Consider the following 23,670-nt stretch of genomic DNA (forward strand, 5'->3'; position numbering starts at 1 on the left):
TGCCAAGCTAGAGGGAATGATAAAGGCAAACACTGCGTTTCATGATATTATTGTGAAAGCATTCAAGGGTTTATTGCAAGCTAGACAAAGCGATTAAAGCCAGATTTAGAAATATGGAGGAATGTGGAATGAACCATTCGTCAGATGAACAGTGGCTGGACTGGGTAAAACGGGTTCAAGCACTTGCGCAAAATGGGCTTGCCTATTCGGAAAATGCTTTCGATATTGAGCGCTATGAGGAGCTTCGGGCTATTTCGGTTGACATGCTGGCGTTTGCAACAGGCATAGGCCGGGAACAGCTAAAGCATACTTTCGCCAGCGATACGGGATATGCGACGCCGAAGGTCGGCATTCGCGGCGTTGTTTTCCAGGATGAGCGGATTTTAATGATCAAAGAAAAGCAGGATCAGGCGTGGGCGCTGCCGGGAGGCTGGGCGGATGTTGGCATTTCTCCTTCTGAGGTTGCAGTGAAGGAAATTTGGGAAGAATCCGGCTTTAAGGTTAAGCCAAAGCGGCTGCTAGCGGTGCTGGATAAAAAGAAGCACGAGCATCCACCAGATATTTATCATATTTACGACCTGTTTATTGAATGTGAAATTATTGGCGGAGAAGCGGCAGTTGGGCCGGAGACGACCGATGTTGGTTTTTTCACGGAGGATGCGCTGCCTCCATTATCGGTGCAGCGCAACACCGAGCGGCAGATCAAGATGATGTTCGAATTTTTGAAGCAGCCGGATAAATCGGTCGTGCTGGATTAATCGAAATAAGGGCAGCCCTGCCAGTAGTTTTTAACTACTAGCGAGGCTGCCCCTATTTGATAGGCTGAGTTGGATTCAACGATTAGTTTTTAGAGAGGAGATTGTACAACACCTGTGCCACCTGAGCGCGCGAGGAGACCGTTTCAGGGTTGATTTTGCCACCTGATCCTGTAATGATTTCATGATCGGCCAGCTTTTGAATAGCCTCTTGTGCATAATCGGCAATCTGGTTCGCATCACTGAAGCGGGATAAGGACGTGTTTGCGCTGCCTTCAGGCAGCTCGCCAAGCTTGTCAAGCGAGCGGTACAGCAGCGTAAACAGCTCCTGCCGCGTAATTTGGTGATCCGGCTTAAACTGATTGTCGCCTACGCCAGTAGTAATGCCAAGACGTTTTGCCGCAGCCAGGTAGCCCGTATAATAGGTGCCAGAAGTTCCCTTGTCAATCATTATTTACTTAACCTATTGAAATTGTCGGATATAGTGGAGGAGAGCTAGCTGCAATCCTGCCAGATCCCCTTATTATTTTTTAATCCATAGCTTAGAAAAATCCAGCCAGCCGAAGGAATCGATAGCCAGCCCTTGAAGGGCTAGCGGCAGCTGCGTCTGGAACCGGGAATGGTACAGATAAAGCAGCCAATTATCCTGCCGCAGCCACTGCTCGGCTTCCTCAACAATTTGGGCGCGCTCGGCAGCGGTTGGGAGGCTGACATAGCGGGCAAGTATGCTCCGCAGCCGTTCTCGCTGTTCCCTAGTCAAAAAATGATGCAAATTGCTGTCTTCATTATAGAAAAGCCGCAGCAGGCCTAGTTCGGTATCGTTTTCAAGCACCTCAGTTGCCAGCATCAAATGGGCAGCTTGCGCGAGCTTTTGGGGCGAGACCTCGGCAATGACATAGGAATGGAGGTTCAGATGAAGGCCTATAGCAGCTGCCCGCTGCTGCAGCCAAAGCATGTCCTGCTGCTCAACAGGCCTCCCGTGGTAATACAGCTCAATGGCTTCACCGGCATAGCCGCTTTCTCGGAGCAGCGCTTCCGCATCAGCCAGCGAGCCGGATTCATAGGAAGCGAGCTCGCTGCTGGCGACTAGAAAGCTGTTGGCAGGTACGGCGCGATTGCCTCCGAGCTCCGCAATCAACAGCTCGCGGTCAAGCAGCAGCCGCAGCGCATGGCGGAAGGAGGACTGATGCTGGATGCCCGGCATGCTGAAGTTGAAAACTAAATAGCGGCAGCCATCAAGCAAGGAATCCATCGCTCTATTATTTTCCGCAGCATGATCGCCGGCTGCGGCGTCCAAATGCGGCAAGGAAAATTGCCGCTCCCGCGGCGCATCCGAAGGAATATGCCATACCTCCACGAGGTCAAGCCAAGCCCGCTCGCGAAAATAGGGGTCGAACGCTTCAAGCCGCAGCACCTGCGCTGCATTTTCCACCATCTTGAAAGCGCCTGTCCCAAGCATCTTTTTCTCAGAAAATGGTTCATTATGCGGCAAAATCGACATGGCCGCACAGCTGAGAAAATGCAGCAGAAACGGATTAGGCTGCCGCAGCCTGAAGATCAGGCAATAATCGCTGACGATTTCAATGTCCGCGATATCCTCATATTTCCAGCAGGAGGGAGAATGGACCTCCCGCAAACGCTCCAGCGTGAATCGCACATCCTCAGCCGTTAGAAGCAGCCCGTGGTGGAAGCGGACCCCTTTGCGCAAATAAAAGGTCCATGCCGTGTAATCTTCGTTGTTTTCCCAAGCGTGGGCAAGCGAAGGCAGGAAGCGCTGCGACGCCGAATCAAAGTCGATTAGGCGGCTGTAGATCTGCTCCAGTAGAAACACCTCGGTAACGGTAAAAGCAAAGGCTGGATCAAAGATGCCCAGCTTCCTCGTCACGGTAACCCGAAGCACGTCAAGATTGGCGGCACCTGCCTGCTCCAGCTGGAAGCCCATGCGATTTTCCAGCATGGCGCGCAGCTTGTCACGCAAGGCAGGAGGCAGCTCGTGGCTGGAGATGAAAGCGATGGCCTCCTTCATTTTTCCCTTCGCAAGCAGCTCGTTGAAATGCTCCGTCAGTACATCCTCCAGCTCGCGGATAACCGTCAATTGCGAAATATGGCCGCGGCCCACCCCCGCGCTCCATGCCGCAAAGCCTTCCTCCACCAGCCTGCGCAGCACCAGCTTGACGTTGCGAGGCGTACAGTTCAGCACCTCAGTCAGCTCGCCAATCGTAATCGGTATCGTTGCGCCTTTGTGCTGCTTGCCGGGCAGCGACAGAAGCAGGCTAATATAATGCTCTTTATGTTTCATCCTATACAATCCGTCCTTTGCTCTGGCTGGCGCAAGCGCGCCCCATAAAAGGTGAAATTTTAATTTCAATCTTACTCTTTTTATTCTCGTTTTCCCAGCTAAAATTAAGTCTACACAGAAAGAGGGGAAACGAACATGTTTATGCAGCTAGACCGCAACATTAAAATTCGGATTTTGACGACCTTCCTGACCCGCTGCGTAGAGGCGATGATTTTGCCGTTTATGGCGATTTATTTTACCCAGCGGCTGGGGGCCGGAATGGCTGGCTTGCTGCTGCTCATTAATTTGCTCGCGCAAATTACAGCGAGCCTGTATGGCGGCTATATGGCAGATCGTTATGGACGAAAAAAGGTGATGGCATACGCGCAAATAATCCGCTTTATTTCCGTCCTCGTCATGACGCTCGCCAACTCGCCCTTTCTCGATTCAACTTGGCTGACCTTTTCCATGATGCTGCTGATTAGTCTCTGTAATGGCATGTTTAATCCAGCGGCCGAGGCTATGCTGATTGACGTCAGTACAAAGGAAAATCGCGCTTTTATTTATAGCATTAATTTCTGGGCGATCAATTTGTCGATTTCCATTGGTGCACCGATCGGCGGCTTTCTGTTCGCGACGCACCGGACCGAGCTGTTTATGATTATGGGACTGGCGAGCTTGGCTACACTTATGCTGACGTTATTTTTAATTCGGGAAACCCATTTTCCAGATGCGGAAAGCAGGCTGCAATATAGCAGCAATGGCCCGATTCGCAATATGGTGCTGAATTACAAGCTGGTAGCGCAGGACAAGCTGTTTATTATCTACAGTGTGGGCGGGATGCTTATTCGCTCGCTGGAAATCCACTTGTACAACTACATTAGCGTCCGCCTGCAAAAAGAGTTCGAGCCTCAGCAGCTGCATATGCTGGACAACTTCACCTTCGAGCTGACAGGCATTCGGCTTGTCAGTCTGCTGCAAGTAGAGAATACGCTTATCATCGTCTGCCTCGCAATTTGGGCAGCCAGCTTTGTCCGCCGTTTCCGCCCAGCACGGATTATGTATATTGGCGTTATTTTGTACACGCTTGGCTTTACGATCGTCGGCTTCAGCAATTCTGTATGGTTGCTTATCGTATCGATGCTGGGAGCGACGGTTGGCGAGCTCATGTTCACGCCGATTAGACAAGCCTATTTGGCCGGCATTGTGAAGGATCATGCGCGAAGCTCCTACCTTGCGGTCAACGGTTTGCTGGGACAGTTCGCCGGAGCCTTCGGAGCTATCGGCATTAGCCTGGGTGCCGTGCTGCATTCGAGCTACATGGCATTAATCATTTTTGTAATGGGCATGACGGGGCTGCTGCTGACGCATTATGTATTTCAGCGGCTCGCGCCAGAGACGACTCGTCCGCAAGGTTCCGCACCGACTGCTGCGAAAGTTTAGAAGCGGATATTTTTTGGAAGCGAAGAAAATAAAGGAGGTTGTGCAGCATGAGCAAAAAACAATGGGCTGGTGCGATGCCAGCCGTACAATTCAGAGTAGCAAGGCCGACGAACCAATTGGCTAAGGTGGCTGCTTTTTATGAACAGGGGCTGGGACTGGAACGAATTGGCTCCTTCGAGGGGCATGACGGGTACGACGGCATGATGTTCGGTCTGCCGGGGGCGGACTATCATTTGGAGTTTACGCAGCATGTCTCTGGGCCGCCGCTTGCCCCGCCGTCTGAGGATAATCTGCTCGTATTTTACATTGAGGAACGGGAACAGCAGCTCTTAATCGTAGAGCGTCTGCTGGAGCTAGGCTACCCCGAGGTGGAGCCGGAAAATCCTTATTGGAAGCAAAAAGGCATCACCATCGCCGATCCCGACGGCTACCGTATCGTGCTGCAAAATACGTCTGGGCTGAGCTAATTGAAAGTTGATCTAAAGAAACATTATTTGGAGAAATCAAAACCCAAGCTAAAAAAGCTTTGCTTACTTGTATCTAAAAGTGAGCAAAGCTTTTTTAGCTTGTCTAGGTTAACCAAACCAATTTGTCTTAATAGGGAGCGGAGAGGGCATAGTTTATGTTTTGTTTATGTTTCGGGATATTTCTCGTTGAATGGATTTGCCCCAAAGACAAGTCAATTAAAATGTAGTTAACGTTGAAAATTAAAAATAAAAGAATTATAATATTATCAAATGATAGTTTTTGCTATCAATTGATAATATTATTTGTCTTAGGTTTTTTCAATGCCGATCAAGTATTAGACCCATCTCTTCTGACACTTCAAGGCTGGTGAACTTCAGCCTACAAGTGATGCTGAAACTACACAGCTAGGGGCGCCCACTTCTTGATTGGAGGACTGTGGTTCCGCTATTTTGGCTTTTGATCCAATTTCAGGCCATAAGTGGACAGGAAATCCGTTATGTTTCTCATTATCCCGTCAATATAGCCATTTACAGCGTATTAGCGGCTCCTGAGTCCACATCCAGTGCCGCAACCCGTGATTCAGTTGAAATAACGGCTGCTGTGTCCGCCAAGTCTATTTTTGTGAAGGGAGTCAACTGCTGAACCGATGAACTTGAACTTGAACTTGAACTTGAAGCTGCCATTCGGTAAGTATGCTCACGTTCATGAGGGGAGACTTTCCCGGTCATGGAGGCAATACGTTTGAAACTAAGTACGATCTGGAGCCGGCTCGCTTACGTTTGATTACGCCCTCTAGCTTCCCGCCGGCACAAATGTTTGAAAACTGTTCAAAACATGAAGAGAGGAATGATAGAAGATGAAAGAAAAAAGCTCTATTCCCCACCCCCCAACGTATGGTCCGCTCGGCAATTTGCCTTTGATTGACATAGACTCGCCAACCTTATCGCTTGGAGCATTGGCAGATAAGTACGGACCTATTTTTAAATTTACTGCACCAGGACTATCCAGTTTAATCGTGTCAGGCCATGAGCTCGTGGCTGAGGTATGCGATGTGACCCGATTTGACAAATATGTATACAACGAGCTGCAGAACGTTCGCGCCTTCGGCGGCGACGGATTGTTTACTAGCTGGACGCATGAGCCGAACTGGAAAAAAGCGCACAACATACTGCTTCCTACGTTCAGCAAGCAGGCGATGAAGGGTTATCATTCCATGATGATCGACATCGCCGAACAGTTAATCCTCAAGTGGGCACGGCTAAATCCGCAAGACTCCGTCGATGTAGCCGATGATATGACCCGGTTGACGCTGGATACGATTGGACTGTGCGGGTTCAATTATCGATTCAACAGCTTTTATCGGGAAGATCATGCCCCGTTTGTCCAAAGCATGGTTCGCGCCTTGAACGAAGCGATGCTCAGAGGCTCCCGAATGAAAATTCAAAATATGTTAATGATCAAAACAAAACGCCGGTTTGAAGAGGATATTCAAACGATGTTTACGCTCGTGGATAGGATCATCGCTGAACGAAAGGCAAGCTCCGAGCCGGGACAGACGGATTTACTGGCACGCATGCTGGAAGGCAAGGACCCGGAAACCGGAGAGATGCTGGACAACGAAAACATTCGTCATCAGATCATTACCTTTCTAATTGCTGGTCATGAGACGACGAGCGGGCTGTTATCCTTCGCGATATATTTTCTGTTGAAAAATCCGGAAGTGCTTTTGAAGGCTCAGGAAGAAGTGGGCCGAGTGCTGACAAGTGAAACCCCGCAATATGAGGAGGTTCTTCAGCTTAATTACATCCGATTAATATTAAATGAATCGCTGCGATTGTGGCCGACAGCACCAGGATTTGACGTTTATGCAAGGGAGGATACGGTCATTGGCGGGAAGTATCCCATTGCAAAGGGACAGAGCTTTAGCGTGCTTCTGCCTCAGCTTCATCGTGATCCGGCTGCTTGGGGAGAGGATGCAGATCTTTTCCGGCCTGAGCGATTCGAAGATCCGACTAAGGTTCCCCATCATGCTTACAAGCCTTTTGGAAATGGAGAGCGCGCCTGCATCGGCATGCAGTTTGCCCTCTATGAAGCCACATTAGTACTGGGCATGGTGCTAAAGCATTTCGACTTAATCGATTACGACAATTATATATTGGATGTAAAGCAGACTCTGACACTGAAGCCTGGTGATTTCCAGATTCGGGTTAAACCCCGTCAGCAGATATCCACGAGAGGAACCGTAGGAATAACAGACGCAGCAGAGACCAATTCTGGAGATTCACGATCTGTTGCTGCGGACCAGACTAGACCGGCCATAATCGGAACATCGAGCGGCAATGAATCGCTGCTTGTTTTATATGGCTCAAACCTGGGTACATCGGAAAGTATTGCCCGTCAGATCGCGAGTATGGCCACTGGTTATGGAATTCATAGTGAGGTGGCGCCACTCAATGAATGGAGTGGGAGATTGCCGGGCAAAGCCATTGCGATTATCGTTACGGCTTCATACAACGGCAAGGCGCCTTACAATGCATCGGCATTCGTGGATTGGCTGAAAGAAGCAGGAACAACTGAGGGGCAAGCCGTTCGATATGCGGTATTAGGCTGCGGAGACCGGACTTGGTCGGGAACGTACCAGAGCATCCCGCGCTTTATTGATGAGAGGCTGGATGCCATAGGTGCCAAAAGACTTGTATCCCGAGGTGAAGTCGATGCAGGGGGCGATATGGAACAGCAGGTCAAGGAGTGGCTGGATGCGATGTGGCGGGCGGTTACGGATGAGCTTGGCATACAAGTGAATCGCATGGAGATGGCCAATCCAAGTACGCTTCAGCTGCAATTTGTTGAGGGGCCGTCTCAAGTGCCTTACGAAAAAACCTATCAGGCCTCCTATGCGACTGTTCAGAACAACCGGGAACTGCAAGCCGCTGAAAGTGGTCGCAGCACGCGCCACATCGAACTTCTTCTTCCCGAAGGCATTAGCTATCGCGAGGGCGACCACATCGGTGTGCTGCCGCTTAACCGGGACATAAATGTAGACCGCATTCTGAAGCGGTTTGGCATGGATGGCAGCGAAATGATTTGCTTGAGCAAGGGCGGTTCACAGCTGACCCATTTGCCCTTAGAACGATCCGTCAACGTGCGTGAGCTGATCAAGTCCTGTGTGGAGCTTCAGGCGTCCGTCACACGTGCTCAGCTGCAGGAATTGGCCGTTCATACCGTTTGTCCGCCCCATCGTCGTGAGCTGGAGGCCATGATGGAGGATGAGCGCTACACCCAGTATATTTTAGGCAATAGAGTAACGATGCTGGAGCTGATTGAACAATATGAGGCCTGCGAGCTTCCTTTCGTCAGGCTGCTGGAATTGCTGCCTCCGCTGAAGCCGAGGTATTACTCTATATCCAGCTCTCCTCTGCTCCATCCGAGAGAGGTTAGCATTACGGTAGGCGTCGTCAAGGAACCGGCATGGAGCGGCAAAGGAGAGTATGCGGGAGTCGCCTCTACTTATTTGGCTGATCGTGTACCAGGCGACCGTGTTCTCATGTTTGTACAGACGCCAGAATCCGGGTTTGGACTGCCAGAAGAAGCAGCTGCGCCAATCATCATGATCGGTCCAGGAACGGGCGTTGCTCCATTCAGAGGATTTTTACAGGCGAGATCCGTCTTGAAGCAGCAAGGGGTGGCACTCGGGGAAGCCCATCTGTTCTACGGGTGCAGGAACGAAATGGATTTCCTGTATCGAGATGAGCTGATCCAATTCGAACAGGAGAATGTTGTGAAGCTTCATACCGCTTTCTCACGGTTGCCTAGTGAACCCAAAACCTATGTACAGGATTTAATGAAGCAGGTGTCTTCATCACTAATGGATCTTATAGAGCAACGTGGCAAAATATATGTGTGTGGGGACGGCAGCCAAATGGCCCCTGCTGTGGAGGAGACATTAAAGGCTACGTATGAGAAAAGGCATGGAGCAGGGCCTGAAGCAGGCGACCGCTGGCTCGAACAGTTAGAGGAGGAAAGCCGGTATGTAAAGGATGTATGGGCCGGCAATTCCAAGCCAACCGTGTCCTAACATACGGCAGTATGATGTAAAGACCAATGAAAGTTAAAGCCGAAGCGTCATCCCTGGAGATAGCGCTGCAGCAAGCCATTTCTCCGGGGAGACTTTTCAGTTGAGACTAAGCCATCTATAGCAGGGAGCGGATTCAATTTTGGAACAGTCAGCCGCATTCGTGCTTATGTTATAATTTCAATGTAATATTCCTACCATATGATTGGACAATGAATCCATTACACCATAATTCTCTCCAAGGAGTGAACAAATATGAGAACAGAAATGTCATCGATCAAGCAATCGAGGCTTAACTCTATTCTGGATGAAGCAACCAAGCTGCTTATAGAGAAGCCCAATGCGTCGATGAATGAAATTGCAGATTCGGCAGGAATCGGGATCGCTACGCTGCATCGGTATGTGGAAAGCAGGGAGCAATTGATGATTTATTTGGGCTTGCGCGCAATCGAGGTCGTCAGTGAAACTATGAAGGACATTCGGCTCGATGAGGATAACTGTGAAAACTACATCCCGATGCTCATTGAAGCGCTCATCCCATTAGGGGATAAGCTTCACTTCATTGCCCATGATACAACCATTAATTACAACGAGGAGATTATTGGAGCAGATCTAAAGCTGAGGGAGCCCGTGCTGCATGCAATCGGCTTGCTGCAGCAAAAAGGTTATTTTCGCCATGATGTAGATAAGAACTGGATTGTGAATGTCCTGTATTCCCTCCTGTTCCTGACATGGCAGCAAGTCGTAAGCGGGGATATTGCTAGAAAATCCGCAGCAGCCTTGGTCGTGGACACATTCTACCATGGTTTTAAAACTCCCTGATTCCCTGATTTACATAAGCCCGGCCAAGCACAGCAAAACGGCCCTCTGCGCCGTATTAGGGGGGACGAGAGAGCCGCTTGCTCGTTCTATGATAAAGGTTATTGAACGTTTGCGTAGAAGTTCGAATAATTAAGCTGGCCGCTGCCATTTGTAATTTCGGTGCCATATTCTATGCTGCTGACGTAGCGGGTTGTTGGGAAATAGCTTTTGCCAACGAGATAGTCGGTAAAATTTTTCACATTGATGGTGAAGTTATCCGTTGGCGTGCTGCTCCATGTTGCCGTACCTGTGGTATGCAGCCAAATATCATAGGCATTGTTATATTGGCCATTCGTGGCAGGATCAATAGAATAGGTTACTCCGCTGTTAATCGCTTTATTGTCAGAGAGCCGCGTCGGCAGTCCGCTGCCCGGTGTATAGCCTTCTGTCCAGTGCCAGCCGCTTACAATCAAAGGGAAAGCTTTTACGCCGCCTGTTGTAGTTGGCCAGTTCCACACATATCCAAAGTTCGTATTGCTGTTATGATAAACGGTCTGCCACCAGCCGGAAATGCCCGAGCTGCCCCAAGAGTTGTTGAATAAATAATATTTATTGTTGTTAAAATTTAGTTTGGCATAAGGTGTGGAGTTATCGATTTTGTAAAGCGCTTTCATTTAGTATTTTAGCAATATGTGGAGGGAGTAAACACCCCGAAAATTAGTGATTTAATCATACTATTTTTAGGGTAACTGTTAATATGAGGTATCCTTGAAAAAAGAAAATTTGAAGTTTTCTGGGCATTTTGCCCTAAAAACTAAAGTTTTCCCGCACGAAATCCGAAGTTAATTATAGGGTGGAATTCCTTGTTATTGGAAGGATGCGTGTGAAGATGAATAACAAGAATATCGTGCAATATTTTTATGAGCATCAATTTCTCCCGGCGCTGGATCAGAAGATGACTGCGATTGAAGAAGAGCTTCAGCATCATCAGGAGCAATGGATCAATCAGTTTCTGGAAACCTTCAAGCGTATTTGCTTGCGAATTAGGGAAATGCAGGATTCGGATCAAAAAGGCCCGATTTCGCTTATCCATTTTTGCTTGCTGCGCAGGTCGATGATGGATCATTCCTGTTATTTCATTGAAGCGTATTCGGAAAGATGGTATGAGAACTCGGCGCCGCTGTTTGAGGAATATGATGCCGCTTGGCTATATCACTCGCTGCCGGCGTTTATACAGGAAATGACCGAATCGTACGAAGGATACGGGGAATGTGCCAAGTCTACAGAATTTGAAGCGATGATGCTGAAAGCAGTGGGCTGTTACCATTTATTTGCGGTTGCGCTGCTGCGGGCAGCGATGCCGGAAGCCATTATGCTGGAGGAATATAAGTCTATTAAACGAGAGCTCGCTTTGCGTATCAGCATTGGCGAATATACAGATCTTAGCGAGGATGTGCTGGTCGATTATCAAGGCTTGCAGGATGTGAAGGAAATTCGCAGGCGGCTGGAAGAGAGCAAGGCAAGCAGCATTGCTTATGGATGCTACCGTAATTTAAAGCTGCCCCAGGTGCGAGCGGAGTCGAATGATTTGCGGTATGCGGATTTTAGTGGCAGCGATCTGCAGGGGAGCCGCTTTCAGCGCTGTGATCTGATGGGTACGAGATGGAATGGCTGCCTTGCACCCAAGTCGGATTTTCGATATTCGTCGCTGCCGGAAGCAGATTTTCGCCATGCCGATTTGCGAGGAGCCGTGTTTGATTACGTGCGCGGCCATGAGCCGAGAGATCATCGGAGGCCGGGAATGATGGGCGTGCGTTTCGATCATGCAGATCTGGAAGGGGCGAGCTTCATTGGAGCGACCTTTGGCCGGACAAGCTTTGAAGGAGCAAACCTTCAGCATGCGTTATTTTCCCGTCAAATAAAAGATAGCTACAGCTTTTCAGATGAACAGATTCATAGCATACGGTGGGTTGATTAAACGAGCATGGGAGGGAATTCATAAGCTAATAGAAATAAAAAAAGCCTAGAAGCGCGGCACATGCGCTTCTAGGCTTTTTGTTTTAAAGGCTCGTCAAAAAAAGCTTATTGGAAAGAACTGCTGCTCTTGTGAGCTGGAATCAGCTTTGCCGCATACGGCATAAAAAACTGCAGGATTGCACCGCCTAGGCAGACGGTTAATAACGTTCCAATCCCTATGGGCCCATGAAATAGAAAGGCCATCAATAAGAAAAAGAGCTGAATCAACGTTCGGGAAAGCAGAATGCCCATGCCGCTCCTATCCCGAATCAGAAGCATTAAGTGATCCATAGGAATGGGCGCGACCTGCGTCTGCAAATAACAGGCAATGCCTGCTCCAACGATCAGTAAGCCGAATCCCAGAAACAGCAGCCTGCTTAGCCACATCTCCGGCTGGGTGAAGGCTTGCAGCACATAAAGCCACAGATCGATGCCGAGGCCGGCAATAAAAGCGGTAAGCAAGCCTTTAAATTCGGGCCTTGTTCTGGATAATAGCGCGTTGCCGCCAACCATGATAAGAGCAATAATCATTTCCCAGCTGCCCACCGTAAGCCCGATTTGGTTGGCTAGGCCGACCAGAAACGCATCAAACGGCGATGCTCCAAAGCCCGATTCAATCGTGAGGGCGATGCCCAGAGACATCATTAAAATGCCTATCGTATAAAAGAAATATTTCACGTTATCCCATCTTTTCCTGAGCCCTCGGCAGCTAATCCTTTTACCATTAATACATGCGGAATCCCGTCCTCCATAAATAGGTCCGAGACGGTTTCATAGCCCAGCTTATGATAAAAGCCTTCTGCCTGCTGCTGTCCATGCAATTTGAATCGGCCATATCCGAGCCCCTTGGCTATTTCCTCTAAAGTTTGCACGATCACTTTTCCCAGCCCAAATTGCCGGTACGGGGGCAAAATACAGATGCGCTCAAGCTTGGCAAATCCATCTACCGTTCTTAAACGCCCAGTTCCGGCCGGTTTTTCGTTATAATAAACTAAAATATGCTGTACCCGTTCCTTCAGCGCATCAAAATCGTCGAATTCATCAAATTCATCCTGCAAGGGAGTGCCTTGCTCTTCGACAAATACTTGCTGGCGGATTTGCAAAGCAATGGTTAAATCAGCTTGAGTTTGTATAATGCTTGAATACAAATGTCTCACTCCTTTTCTGTATAGGTATAAGTGCTAGCATTAAAGCTTTTTAATAGTATAAATGAATTGAATTTTGTTGTAAATGCAACAAAAAGAAAAAGTGAGGGGAAATGAGACCAATGAAAGATATTCTTCGTGAAATCGGCATGATTGCTCGGGCTTTGGATTCCATCAGCAACATTGAATTTAAACAATTTGATCTGACAAAAGGGCAGTATTTATATGTGGTGCGCATTTGTGAAAATCCAGGCATCATCCAAGAAAAGCTGGCGGAAATGATTAAGGTCGATCGCACGACTGCTGCCCGGGCTATCCAGAGGCTGGAGGAGCAGGGCTTTATCGTGAAAAAAGAGGATGACAGCAATAAAAAAATTAAAAAACTGTTTCCGACAGAAAAAGGCGAAGCCGTTTATCCATTCCTCAAGCGCGAAGGGGAGCATTCCAATGCGGTTGCATTAGCTGGATTTTCAACGGAAGAGGCGGATAACATCTTGCAGCTTCTTCAGCGGGTGAGAAAAAATATTGAAGTGGATTGGGAATTTGTGAAAAAAGGAAACAAACGCAAATATTAATGCAGCTTGCGGTCACCTTTCTTTGGCGTCAGGTGTTCTAGAGAGTATACAAACCAAGAAGGAGGTGCTCACAACGCATTATAATCAATTGGAAGCATCGGAGCTGGAACGGCTAATCAGCGCTGTTCAAGCAGGGGAGACGGAGCATTACGCTGCGATTGTACAAGCTTTTCAGCAGCCGCTATATCATTATTGCTGGCGGATGCTGGCGAATCGGCAGGACGCAGAGGATGCGGTTCAAGATATTTTTGTCAAAGCGTATGAGGCAATAGCGGGATATGTGCCCAAGGTGCATTTTTCGGCGTGGCTGTACCGTATTGCCTATCATCATTGCCTGAATTTGCTGCGAAGGCGGCGTTTGCAAAAGCAGTGGCTGCGTTTGTTTCGTCCGAGCGAGATGACGGCTGCAAGCGCGGAAGAGGAGCTGGACAATCGGCTGTATACGCCTGCGCTTGCGGCAGCTCTTGCAGCATTGTCGCTGGAGGAGCGGAATTTGCTTGTTTTGCGAGTGTTTGAGGAAAAATCGTATGCCGAGCTTGGTGTCATTATGGGAAAAAAACCGGATGCGCTGAAAAAGAGGATGAGCCGCATTAAGCAAAAAATTAAACAGCAGCTGCAAAATAAGGGGGAAGAGGCATGGAGCGAATCCGCTTCGATCATGAATACAACGATATAACGAGCAGAGCCGCAGCAAATGGAGGACTTCCAGCTATCGATGTCACTGAAGCGGTAATGAAGCGAATTACAGGGGAAGCTGCGTCAGGCAGGAAGGGACAGACGTCCTTTATGCGCCCCGTAATGAAGCGTACGACGGCATTCAGCGGAGCACTCATGCTGCTGCTCTTGCTATCGGTTAGTGCCTATGCGGCAAGCCAGTATATTGAAATTCGCAATTCGGCTGGCGAAATTAAGGTGAAGACGATCGAGGAAATAACGCCGCAAACAGACAGTGCAGACAACAAGGCGTACCAAAACTATTTAAATAAAGCCCAAAAATTTGCCAAGCCGGGCGAGCTGGTTGCTTTTTATGTGTTAGGGAAAGAAGATGAGGCACTGTACACCTACAAAGAAAAGCGGTTGGGCACCTATGCCGCCTTTAAACAGGAGGCAAATCGGACTGGCGCGCAGCTGCTGCCCCAGAAGCTGAGCGGCTACAGCTTTGTTTCCGGCAAAGTAGCTCCTTATATGCCTAGTACCGATGCGGACAAGCAGACGGCAGCCTATAAGCAAGTGCTGTCGGAGCTGAAGGCACAGGCTGCTGCCGGAGCAGATGGAAAGAAGCTGTTCATGAAAGCTGTGCCATGGAATAAATCGGGCGTGTTAAGCGCGGTTTATACCAAGGGGCATTATAAATCGGAATTAACCAAGAACCCTTTGGATGGCGGTGAAATATATTTATTGCTGCCTTCCGGTCAAAATGCCGAGAAGATCAAGGTAGAAGGAATAGAAGTAATATATAATAAGCGGACTATTAGCGAGAAATACAACTATCATTATGCCCAGTGGTACGACGAGAAGCAGGATGCTTTTTATTTGCTTACAGATCTCGGGAATAAGAAGTTAACGAAAGCGGAGCTGCTGGCGCTGGCTGGCGAATCGATTAAGGTGCTTAAATAGGCTTTGATTTAGAAGCCAAACGTTTGCTTTAAATCAGCGGCATCTGCTGGCAGGGCGAGGACGATTTTAGACGGATCAGACGTAGAATAGGTAACTTTAATGACTGTGCCCGGCTGCAGACGGGCTAGCATTGTATCCCTTATCTCCTTCGTCATGGTCACTTGAAACGTGTCCCCGTCCGCCTTCGTTATCGCCAGATCCAGCCGCAGCTTGAGCTTGTCGTTCGGCGTGCTGCAGAGCGGGGTGGCATTCAGCACTTTGGCATAGGCTGCCCCATTCTGAAAGGAAACAGCCTCGACAATATAATGATTCCGAAGCCTTTGGCCATTAAGAGAATGAACAGCGGCATGCCAAGCCAATAAAAAGGGTCCTGCCAAATATAGTTGGCGATAGCGGCATACAGGCCAAGAGCGACCATTTGCAAAATGCCAATCCATCTCATCCATTTATGCATCGCGGGTTCCCCCTTCGTCCTTTTCTAAGGCGTCAGCAAGCCCATGTAAATCAGCTCGGAAGGATTAGCAGGGTTTTGGCCAAGCCCGATTAGATCGCCGGGGCGCGGGATTTGCAGCTTGGAGACGAGGGTTTCCATCGTTCTCTGATAGCTGCGACCGTCTGGCTCGGTGACGTTAAGTGCAAGAATGACAATCGGATCAAAGTTGACGAGCTTGCCTGTATCGGTAATCGAAAGCACGGTCGCAGTTGCGGCTATAGGAATTGCGCCAGTGGACGCCATATGCGCCTGCTTGGCTTGATTGAGGCTTTGATTCATCATGTCACGATGCTCCTTAGGGACAAAACCTTTCATCATCATGCCAGTGAACCCCTTGTTAAGCTTCTTATCCGCATACTCCAAAGCCTCTTCTTTGCTTTTCTTCTTTCCGAATAAGTTAAACATAACAACACCTCATTTTCATCGTATTTTGTAGCTTAATTTAAGTATGAGGCAGACTGGAAATCCTTTCAATACAATCGGGCACATGTAAACAAATCTTAAAAAACGATGCTTGAGCAGCGAAAATGGGTCGTTTTTTTGTGCCGGAAGGCGCTTTGAGCAAAAAAACAGCCCGTTTTGGCGATTCAATGAGCCACATCGCCCATTGTTTTGCGGTATTCGCTGCGGCTGTCCCCTTGCTTCGCCTATTTATTTCGCAATAAATAGACCAGCTTGCGGTAATACAGCGCTGATTCCTTGTAGCGGCGACTGTCTTCGGAGGCGACAGCTAGCGTTTCATAAAGCTGCTCCAGACGCATCGTCTGCTGGGTCTGCTCGAAATAGGGCAGGCAGGATAAGGCGGCCTCTATAAAAGCTTCCCTTTTATCGCTCGACAGGGCAAGCTGGCTTTCATAAAAAACGGCGGTCCTTTGCTGATCCTCCGTCAGCGGGTAGCTGGCAAGCAAGCTAAGCCCTTGCGAGAGCTGGCCCCAGTTTTTGGAGGCGAAGGCCACCTCGCAGCGATAGATCAGTAGAAGCGGCGCAAGCAGCTGCTTCATCTCGTCCGTTTCCTGCTGCGCGAGCTCTTCAAAGCGTGCGATTTCATCGGATGCTTTATCCAGCTCGCCGAGGTGCGTCAGCATAATGATGCGATTATTCATAATGGACGGAAACAGGTCGCCAGGGCTAGGCGTATAGACGAGATGGGCTTCCGCCATCGACAAAGCGAGCAGAGCTTCCTCATAACGTCCCATCGCAAAGCAGCAGCCGCTGTAGGCCAGATGCTGGCCGGATAATCGATGATACAGCCGTTCGCTGTACACATACTGCATCGTTTGCTCATAAATCGCTTTAGCCGATTCATATTGCTTGCTGTAAACAGAGGCTTCCATTAAAAAGTTTTGCACCGTTAACCAAATTTCCGAGCCTTTTTCCACAAGTGTGCTTAAACGCTGGCTGTTATTTAATGCTTCAAAATATTGATTTTTGGAGCGGTAATGCTGAATCTTATACAAAAATAGCGCCTTTTTGAGCGGAATGGGCAAATCCGGGTCATCCTCACGCCCAAACTTCTCTAAATAATAGTGAAGATAAGTACGGTGAATATATTCATAAGCATCGCCATTATTTATCTGTTGATAATAGACGGCTTTCATTAAAGCGGTAGTCAGCTCAATCGTCAGCGCGTCATTTTTGTCATCAAGCTCATTGACATCAGTCTCAGCCAGCGCTGGAACAGGCTGCGACAGCCGGGTGAAAATCTCCTCAGCGCGCTCAAGCGTGACCTCATCCTGCAAGGCGGCTTGAGTTAAATACTCGGGCGAGACGGAAAGGCGGGCAGCAATCAGCTTAGCCAAATCGTCGGCAAACGGATAACGCTCCGCCAAAATATTGGCGAAATGCGCTTGCGTCACCAGCCCCTCGACCAAATCCTTGCGCGCTAAACTGCGTTTTTTACATAGAAACTCAACCCGTTCCTTTAGCAAATTCATCCTCCTCAGGTTAATAATCTTTCATCTTGCCCATCTGGTTGCATAATTTATCTTATAATAGTAACTTACCCCAAGCTCCAAGGGGAATAACCCGATGCTAAGGAGCTGCGAGGAAATTAGCGGTACTTTTTTCGTCGCAGTCTCTAACGACTAGAAGGAGGAAAAAAATGCAGTTCAAAAAACGAATATTGGCTTCATGGATGGTGATGTCGCTTTTCATAGGCGCGGCCATTCCCTTCTCCAATGCTGTTATCGCGGACAAGGTTCCACAGATTGTGCTCGGCAGCGATTTTGAAGATGGCAGCCTGCAAGGCTGGAAAGCCAGAATCGGACATGAGAAGCTTAGCCTCAGCAAGCAAGAGGCGAACACCGGCAGCGGGAGCATGCTGGTAGAGGGGCGAAAGCGAACCTACAATGGCCCCATGCTCGATCTTAGGAAGCAGCTGCTCCCTAATAAAGAATATGAAATATCGGCGTACATTAGGCTGAAGGAAAAGCCTGCCAAAGATATAACGATGCAGTTGACCGTTTATAAAAATTCAGGGGCGGCAAGCTGGAGCCCGCTGAAGCAAATGACAATCAAGAAGGAGGAATGGCAAGAGTGGCATGAGCTCAAGGGAACGTTTCTTCATGGAGACACCCCATCCGAGCTGAAGCTGTACCTGGAAACGCCATACATAACGGATGATACAGTTGATACGACAGCTTTTTATGTGGATGATGTATCGATTGCGGTTATTTCTGACATGGCGATAGAGGACGATATTCCGGCAATAAAGGAGGTTTATAAAGACGATTTTACGATTGGAGCGGCGGTATACCCGTGGCAAATGGAAGGCATTTATGGCGATTTGCTCAAAAAGCATTTCAACAGCTTAACCGCAACCTACGAGATGAAGCCGAAATTTCTGGCACCGAAGCAGGGGCAATATGCCTTCGCGGCAGCCGATCGTTACGTCCGTTTTGCACAGGCGAATGATATGGTGGTGCGCGGCCATGCGCTGATTTGGCATACGGATGCGGCGGAATGGATGTATTGGGACAATAATGGCAAGCCAGCTAGCCGAACGCTGGCGCTATCGCGTATGAAGCAATATATCGAGAAGGTCATGAAGCGCTACAAGGGCAAGGTGTATGCATGGGATGTCGTGAATGAGGCGATTGCGGACACCGGCGGCGATAAAAACGGGCTTCGCCAAACGTCATGGTATAAAACGATAGGACCGGATTACATTGAAAAAGCGTTTGAGTTTGCTCGCGCCGCCGATCCGTCCGCCAAGCTTTATTACAATGATTATGGTACGGAAACGCCGCAGAAGCGTCAGGAGATTTATCAGCTGCTTAAGCGCCTGAAGAGCAAAGGACTGATTGACGGCGTAGGGCTGCAATCCCATTATAAGCTGGAGTCGCCATCGGCGCAGGAGATCGAGAAAACGATCAAGCTGTATGCTGGGCTCGGCTTGGACATTCAAATTACGGAGCTGGATATTGATACCCGGATCAGCTTCGGCACGGCAATACCGGAGGCGATTGCGGTACAGCAGGCCTACCGTTACAAGGAACTGCTGGAGCTTTATAAAAAATACAGCAAATCGATCTCATCTGTGACCTTCTGGGGTGTGCAGGATGAGAAGACGTACAACAATCAAGCGCTTTTATTTGATACGGAGCTGCAAGCTAAGCCAGCTTATTGGGGAGTGGCAGATTCGTCCCAGCTGCCGTCAGATCCACAAAGCCGGACGGCTGCTCTAAGGGCTTCGCCAAGAGTGCAGCAGACAGCCGATCCCATTTGGGATCAAGCGGTCTCCTCTCAGCTTACGCAATTGGGCAACGAGAAGACGAGCTTTAAGACGCTATGGGATGGGACAAATCTTTATGTACAGGTCATTGTAGCGGACAAAACCCGCGATGACGCTGATCAGGTAGAGCTGTATGTTCAGGAAAATGGGCAGGAGGGCAGCGATAATGCACAAGAAGCAAGACGGCTGATTTTCCCTCGTCTGAATCATCAAAAGGGCAGCTATTCTTATGTAACTAGAGCGCTTGCCACTGGCTATATGGTGGAAACGGTCATTCCTTGGCAAGCAGTCAAGGGCTCAAATGGGCGGGAAATTGGTTTTGAGGTGAAAATCATAGATGGATCGTCCGGCGCAAGCAAGCCCATCTATTGGAACGACAGTGCTTGGCCGAGCGATTCAGTGGGCAAGCTGGGAGCGGTCTGGCTGGCCGATATGCCGAAATAAGGCTGAATCACCGCCGGAGGTGTTCTTAACCGACAGATAGACTGCGGCGAACGCCTTTGCCTTGGCTTTTGAGCTTGGTAATTAGAGTGGGTCTATAGCGATTGAGGATAAAGCGGATGACAAAATAGCCGATTAAGGAAAAAACAATGCTATTGACGATGGAGCCAATCAGAAAATTCATGCCCAAATGGCCGAAGGAAGCAAAATGTCCGACCTTATGCGTAACCGGCGGCGCAAGCGCCATATGGGCGGGATGGTTGGCGGCTGGAGCGCCGACGAGGCGATTCAGCCAAAATCCGACTTTATAATTCAAATAAAAAAGTCCCGGCCAAGTAAAAGAGCCGATCGTCGAAAAAATAACGCAGGCGGCCAAATTGCCGCGAAGCAGCCGAGTCAGCAGCAGGGAGATCGGCAGTCCGACGATAAAAGTCGGAAACCAGCAGTGCAGAAAACCGAGTACGCTGCCAAGCGCAACGACATGGTCGCTTTTTTTTATACGGAGCAGGCGCAAGCAATAATATTTGAATTTTCGCAGCATTTTTGTTCTCACGATGAACGGCTCCCAGCTGTATATGATGAAAGTATCATAACATATTCGTGTGGTGGAACAAAGACAGATGCTGCTTCGGAAGGCTGCGTTTTCGCCAAAAAGAGACAAAAAAGCAGCATACCGACAAACAAGCCTCTAAATACGCTGCAATAGCGTATTTAGAGGCTTGTTTAAAATATAAGGATTTATAAGTTTCACCCTCGAAACGGCAGCTTTGCCGCCAAAGGACGGCGACAGCCGTTTCGCCAAAACGATGGCGTCTAATAGAAAGGACGCCACAGGCGTTTTTCTTATGACCCTTTATTTGTAATAGGAGGTTGTGAGCGGAACGAATACAGCTCCGTCCTCTTTGGCATCGGCATAAACGTACAGCTGGTTTGCGCCGCCGATATCCACTTCAACCGTGACAAGGCCGTCGGCTACGTTAATTTCTGTCGTTTTCAAAATCGTATCCGTACCCGTGTCCTTCACCGTTAACTTGCCCAAGTCTTGCCCAACGGCTGCGATTTGAAGATACAGCTTTTGGTACTTTTTCTTAGGCTCCAAAATAAACGAGCTTGAACGGGAGCTTTCTGCATTATCAAATAGGGCTTCTTTATAATCTTTGCCGTTATAGGTTGTTTGCGCAGAATCTTTCGTGCGGTACGTATTGGTGGTCAAGGAGCTTGAGATGGAAACGCCTTCTACTTTTTCACCAAGCTGAATCAATTGCGTCTTGCCATCATAGTCAACCGCAACGCCAAGCGCATCGGAAATTGATCTTACTGGAAGATAGGTTGTGCCTTTATAGCTAATCGGAACAACGGTATTATTATTGCCATCCCGCAGCTGCACAGGCTTGCCATCCACCTTAAAGGCAATGTCTTTATTCAAATAAGCTTTAATTTCTTGCAGCTTCGTTGCGCCGTAAGCACCTGTTGCCATGCTTGCAACAATCGTCGTGCCAAGAACTACAGCTATCGTGAGCTTTTTCAAAATAGGCCACTCTCCTGTTCTGGTTTGAAAAAATGGTCGTACGCATATCTAATGCTTGGAAATGCTTACCCTATTATAGGTGCGGTGCAACAGAGGGACAAGCCCACTGGGACTATTTTCCTCTAAAAATAAGTCTCTAGAAATGGATTTGTTTTTGAAACGCGAGCCGTACATGCCACGTACAAGGAAGGAGAAATGTGGTTAATAGGTATAGAAACGGAACATGATAAGGAGGAGAAAAAATGTCAGGTGTTTGGATTCAGCATTCGGTTATTTTTAGCTTGAAGCACGCGGAGGGCTCCGATGAGGAGCAGCGCTTTCTGGAGGATGGACGTACCATATTGAGTTCGATTCCGGTCGTTCGCGATTTTGAGGTGTATTTGCAGGTAAGCCCTAAAAACGATTATCGTTTCGGCTTTTCCATGGTATTCGAAAGCAATGAGGATTATGAAGCTTATAATGCGCATCCAATGCATGTAAAGTTTGTTGAGGAGCGCTGGGTTACGGAAGTAGAGAAGTTTCTGGAAATTGATTATCAGAAACATGTCACGGTCGTTTAGAAGGAGGAGACAACGTTGGAATTGCTGTTGGAATATGGCTGGGTATTAGTGGTCTTGGTTGTTCTGGAGGGTTTGCTGGCAGCAGATAATGCGCTCGTGCTAGCTGTAATGGTTAAACATCTTGATGAGAAAAGCCGGAAGAAGGCGCTGTTTTACGGATTGTTCGGCGCATTTATTTTCCGTCTAGCCTCCTTGTTCGTTATCTCGCTGCTTGTGAATGTATGGCAAATTCAGGCACTCGGAGCGCTGTATCTCTTATTTATTTCAATAAGCAATATCATTAAGTTTTTACGAAGGTCCAAAGAGGCCGAAGAGGAAGAGGAGACAGAGGAGCAGAAGGAGAAGAAAAACTCCAAAGCTGGCTTCTGGTGGACGGTTCTGAAGGTCGAAATCGCTGATATCGCCTTTGCGATCGATTCTATTCTGGCAGCGGTAGCGCTGGCAGTGGCCTTGCCTCCAAGCGGTCTGATGCAAATCGGCGGCATGGACGGCGGACAGTTTATCGTTATTTTCCTCGGCGGTTTTATCGGGCTTGTCATTATGCGTTTCGCGGCGAACTATTTCGTGAAGCTGCTGCATTCCCGTCCCGCGCTGGAGCTGACAGCATTCGTTATCGTCGGCTGGGTCGGCGTTAAGCTGGCCGTGCATACGATGGCGCATCCATCCATCCACTGGCTGTCGCATGATTTTGTAGAAGGCTCTGTATGGAAAGCGACCTTCTACATCGTACTCGTCCTGATTGCTGTTGTTGGCTGGTTCTTGTCGGGCCGCAGCAAAGTGGAAGGCGAGCATGGAGATGGATCGGGAAAAGCCGCAAGCTTGGATAAACATACGGGTTAATCAAATGACATAAACCGTTTAATAAATGAATGAATGAATAAATGAATGAACAAGGGGAGCCATCTACACAGCTTTATGCTGTGAGGTGGCTCTTTTATTCCGCATAATTTGACAATTGCCTGTCATGCATTGCCGAGTGGACGAGAAAGGCATATAATTAAAACGGCAAACATCGTACTTTTTCGTACAAATATGAACATTAGGGGAGGCTGTACTTGTGAAGAAAATCAAGGTGCTTCAACAAATTGTAGATGCTGGCGTCGTCGCTGTACTTCGCGCTGATTCGCCGGAGGAAGTTGTAGAAATGTCCCGCCATGCGATAAAAGGTGGGATTAAAGCGATTGAAATTACGCTGACCGTACCGTTTGCGCTGCGTGCGATCGAGCAGCTCAGCAAGGAATATTCGGTAGATGCGGACCCGCAATCGGATCAATTTGCTATTATCGGAGTGGGAACGGTACTTGATCCAGAATCGGCACGCGCGGCGATTTTGAGCGGCGCGGAATTTGTCGTTTCTCCGGCACTTAACCCTGATACTATAAAGCTGTGCCATCGTTATGCCATTCCAGTTATGCCGGGCACGATGACCGTTAATGAAATTCAACATGCGCTGGAGCTGGGTGTTGATGTTGTGAAGCTGTTCCCTGGCAATCTGTATTCGCCAAGCGTTATTCCTTCGATTAAAGGGCCTTTGCCGCAAGCGAATGTCATGCCGACTGGCGGCGTATCGCTGGATAATCTCGGCGAATGGGTGAAAGCGGGCGCGGTTGCTGTTGGCATCGGCTCCGATTTGACGAAGGAAGCTGTGAAAACAGGCGATTACACCTTAATTGAGGCAAAAGCACGCGCTTATATGGAAGCTTACCGCAGCGCGAAGCGCTAAAATTAACGTTCGGCCGCTGCTT

General features: G+C 48.6%; 24 protein-coding genes. 13 read left to right on the forward strand and 11 right to left on the reverse strand.

Translation table 11 applies throughout. The features are described 5' to 3' along the window. Positions 1 to 128: 128 nt before the first annotated feature. Positions 129 to 758: an NUDIX hydrolase gene (locus AC50Y5_RS28695; protein ID WP_494864806.1), complete on the forward strand. Its 630-nt coding sequence runs from the start codon at positions 129 to 131 to the stop codon at positions 756 to 758. Between the two features lie 82 nt (positions 759 to 840). Here AC50Y5_RS28695 and AC50Y5_RS28700 read toward each other — a convergent pair whose 3' ends face one another. Together AC50Y5_RS28700 and AC50Y5_RS28705 are read right to left on the reverse strand one after the other, a co-directional pair. Next, the gene (locus AC50Y5_RS28700) at positions 841 to 1,206 is read right to left on the reverse strand and encodes an S-layer homology domain-containing protein (protein ID WP_494864808.1); all 366 of its coding nucleotides are present in this window, start codon (positions 1,204 to 1,206) and stop codon (positions 841 to 843) included. Between the two features lie 72 nt (positions 1,207 to 1,278). Continuing rightward, positions 1,279 to 3,054 carry an ABC transporter substrate-binding protein gene (locus AC50Y5_RS28705; RefSeq protein ID WP_494864810.1) on the reverse strand — a complete coding sequence of 592 codons (1,776 nt, stop codon included), beginning with the start codon at positions 3,052 to 3,054 and terminating at the stop codon, positions 1,279 to 1,281. A 135-nt stretch (positions 3,055 to 3,189) separates the two neighbouring features. Here AC50Y5_RS28705 and AC50Y5_RS28710 point away from each other — a divergent pair, with 135 nt between their 5' ends. The 4 genes from AC50Y5_RS28710 (at position 3,190) to AC50Y5_RS28725 (ending at position 9,838) form a co-directional block, all read left to right on the forward strand. Continuing rightward, positions 3,190 to 4,476 carry an MDR family MFS transporter gene (locus AC50Y5_RS28710; RefSeq protein ID WP_056031026.1) on the forward strand — a complete coding sequence of 429 codons (1,287 nt, stop codon included), beginning with the start codon at positions 3,190 to 3,192 and terminating at the stop codon, positions 4,474 to 4,476. A 47-nt stretch (positions 4,477 to 4,523) separates the two neighbouring features. Continuing rightward, entirely contained in the window at positions 4,524 to 4,943 is a 420-nt protein-coding gene (locus AC50Y5_RS28715) for a VOC family protein (protein WP_494864812.1), read from the forward strand. An 857-nt stretch (positions 4,944 to 5,800) separates the two neighbouring features. Beyond that, positions 5,801 to 9,019: a bifunctional cytochrome P450/NADPH--P450 reductase gene (locus tag AC50Y5_RS28720; protein ID WP_494864814.1), complete on the forward strand. Its 3,219-nt coding sequence runs from the start codon at positions 5,801 to 5,803 to the stop codon at positions 9,017 to 9,019. Between the two features lie 252 nt (positions 9,020 to 9,271). Beyond that, a complete protein-coding gene (locus tag AC50Y5_RS28725; RefSeq protein ID WP_056031020.1) occupies positions 9,272 to 9,838 on the forward strand; it encodes a TetR/AcrR family transcriptional regulator in 567 nt (188 codons plus the stop codon). A 98-nt stretch (positions 9,839 to 9,936) separates the two neighbouring features. Here the strand turns inward: AC50Y5_RS28725 and AC50Y5_RS28730 are convergent, their stop codons facing one another. Continuing rightward, on the reverse strand, positions 9,937 to 10,491 hold the full coding sequence (locus AC50Y5_RS28730) for a glycoside hydrolase family 12 protein (RefSeq protein WP_494864817.1): 555 nt from the start codon (positions 10,489 to 10,491) through the stop codon (positions 9,937 to 9,939). Between the two features lie 215 nt (positions 10,492 to 10,706). On the opposite strand from AC50Y5_RS28730, the gene AC50Y5_RS28735 reads away from it, so the two are divergent. Continuing rightward, a complete protein-coding gene (locus AC50Y5_RS28735; protein WP_056031015.1) occupies positions 10,707 to 11,795 on the forward strand; it encodes a pentapeptide repeat-containing protein in 1,089 nt (362 codons plus the stop codon). 104 nt (positions 11,796 to 11,899) lie between these two features. Here the strand turns inward: AC50Y5_RS28735 and AC50Y5_RS28740 are convergent, their stop codons facing one another. Together AC50Y5_RS28740 and AC50Y5_RS28745 are read right to left on the reverse strand one after the other, a co-directional pair. Then, positions 11,900 to 12,511 carry a YczE/YyaS/YitT family protein gene (locus tag AC50Y5_RS28740; protein ID WP_494864819.1) on the reverse strand — a complete coding sequence of 204 codons (612 nt, stop codon included), beginning with the start codon at positions 12,509 to 12,511 and terminating at the stop codon, positions 11,900 to 11,902. After that, on the reverse strand, positions 12,508 to 12,981 hold the full coding sequence (locus tag AC50Y5_RS28745) for a GNAT family N-acetyltransferase (protein WP_494864821.1): 474 nt from the start codon (positions 12,979 to 12,981) through the stop codon (positions 12,508 to 12,510). Before AC50Y5_RS28745 ends, AC50Y5_RS28740 begins: the two co-directional genes overlap by 4 nt. A 119-nt stretch (positions 12,982 to 13,100) precedes the next feature. Between AC50Y5_RS28745 and AC50Y5_RS28750 the strand changes: the two genes are divergently transcribed. The 3 genes from AC50Y5_RS28750 (at position 13,101) to AC50Y5_RS28760 (ending at position 15,170) form a co-directional block, all read left to right on the forward strand. Beyond that, a complete protein-coding gene (locus tag AC50Y5_RS28750) occupies positions 13,101 to 13,553 on the forward strand; it encodes a MarR family winged helix-turn-helix transcriptional regulator (RefSeq protein ID WP_056031006.1) in 453 nt (150 codons plus the stop codon). 64 nt (positions 13,554 to 13,617) lie between these two features. Further along, entirely contained in the window at positions 13,618 to 14,229 is a 612-nt protein-coding gene (locus tag AC50Y5_RS28755) for an RNA polymerase sigma factor (protein WP_494864823.1), read from the forward strand. After that, positions 14,190 to 15,170 (forward strand): hypothetical protein, encoded by a 981-nt coding sequence (locus AC50Y5_RS28760; RefSeq protein ID WP_494864824.1) that lies wholly within the window; start codon positions 14,190 to 14,192, stop codon positions 15,168 to 15,170. Before AC50Y5_RS28755 ends, AC50Y5_RS28760 begins: the two co-directional genes overlap by 40 nt. An 8-nt stretch (positions 15,171 to 15,178) precedes the next feature. Here AC50Y5_RS28760 and AC50Y5_RS28765 read toward each other — a convergent pair whose 3' ends face one another. The 4 genes from AC50Y5_RS28765 to AC50Y5_RS28780 form a co-directional block, all read right to left on the reverse strand. Next, the gene (locus AC50Y5_RS28765) at positions 15,179 to 15,427 is read right to left on the reverse strand and encodes a hypothetical protein (protein ID WP_494864826.1); all 249 of its coding nucleotides are present in this window, start codon (positions 15,425 to 15,427) and stop codon (positions 15,179 to 15,181) included. Then, positions 15,421 to 15,624: a hypothetical protein gene (locus AC50Y5_RS28770; protein WP_155972821.1), complete on the reverse strand. Its 204-nt coding sequence runs from the start codon at positions 15,622 to 15,624 to the stop codon at positions 15,421 to 15,423. Before AC50Y5_RS28770 ends, AC50Y5_RS28765 begins: the two co-directional genes overlap by 7 nt. Positions 15,625 to 15,648: 24 nt before the next feature. Further along, positions 15,649 to 16,068, reverse strand: coding sequence for a hypothetical protein (locus tag AC50Y5_RS28775; protein ID WP_494864828.1), 420 nt, complete (start codon positions 16,066 to 16,068; stop codon positions 15,649 to 15,651). Positions 16,069 to 16,310: 242 nt separating this feature from the next. Continuing rightward, a complete protein-coding gene (locus tag AC50Y5_RS28780; RefSeq protein ID WP_494864830.1) occupies positions 16,311 to 17,597 on the reverse strand; it encodes an XRE family transcriptional regulator in 1,287 nt (428 codons plus the stop codon). A 167-nt stretch (positions 17,598 to 17,764) separates the two neighbouring features. Here AC50Y5_RS28780 and AC50Y5_RS28785 point away from each other — a divergent pair, with 167 nt between their 5' ends. Beyond that, complete coding sequence (locus AC50Y5_RS28785; protein WP_494864832.1) at positions 17,765 to 19,840, forward strand: endo-1,4-beta-xylanase; 2,076 nt, start codon at positions 17,765 to 17,767, stop codon at positions 19,838 to 19,840. A 25-nt stretch (positions 19,841 to 19,865) separates the two neighbouring features. Here the strand turns inward: AC50Y5_RS28785 and AC50Y5_RS28790 are convergent, their stop codons facing one another. Together AC50Y5_RS28790 and AC50Y5_RS28795 are read right to left on the reverse strand one after the other, a co-directional pair. Next, complete coding sequence (locus tag AC50Y5_RS28790) at positions 19,866 to 20,390, reverse strand: DUF2062 domain-containing protein (RefSeq protein ID WP_150131510.1); 525 nt, start codon at positions 20,388 to 20,390, stop codon at positions 19,866 to 19,868. A 300-nt stretch (positions 20,391 to 20,690) separates the two neighbouring features. Continuing rightward, positions 20,691 to 21,365 carry a stalk domain-containing protein gene (locus AC50Y5_RS28795; RefSeq protein ID WP_056030985.1) on the reverse strand — a complete coding sequence of 225 codons (675 nt, stop codon included), beginning with the start codon at positions 21,363 to 21,365 and terminating at the stop codon, positions 20,691 to 20,693. A gap of 242 nt (positions 21,366 to 21,607) precedes the next feature. On the opposite strand from AC50Y5_RS28795, the gene AC50Y5_RS28800 reads away from it, so the two are divergent. From AC50Y5_RS28800 to AC50Y5_RS28810, 3 genes are all read left to right on the forward strand, one after another. Then, positions 21,608 to 21,925: a Dabb family protein gene (locus tag AC50Y5_RS28800; protein ID WP_494864835.1), complete on the forward strand. Its 318-nt coding sequence runs from the start codon at positions 21,608 to 21,610 to the stop codon at positions 21,923 to 21,925. 15 nt (positions 21,926 to 21,940) lie between these two features. Then, positions 21,941 to 22,765: a TerC family protein gene (locus AC50Y5_RS28805; protein ID WP_056030979.1), complete on the forward strand. Its 825-nt coding sequence runs from the start codon at positions 21,941 to 21,943 to the stop codon at positions 22,763 to 22,765. A gap of 217 nt (positions 22,766 to 22,982) precedes the next feature. Next, on the forward strand, positions 22,983 to 23,648 hold the full coding sequence (locus tag AC50Y5_RS28810; protein WP_046232188.1) for a bifunctional 2-keto-4-hydroxyglutarate aldolase/2-keto-3-deoxy-6-phosphogluconate aldolase: 666 nt from the start codon (positions 22,983 to 22,985) through the stop codon (positions 23,646 to 23,648). Positions 23,649 to 23,670 lie beyond the last annotated feature (22 nt).

Source organism: Paenibacillus sp. JT22N7, assembly GCF_059383875.1.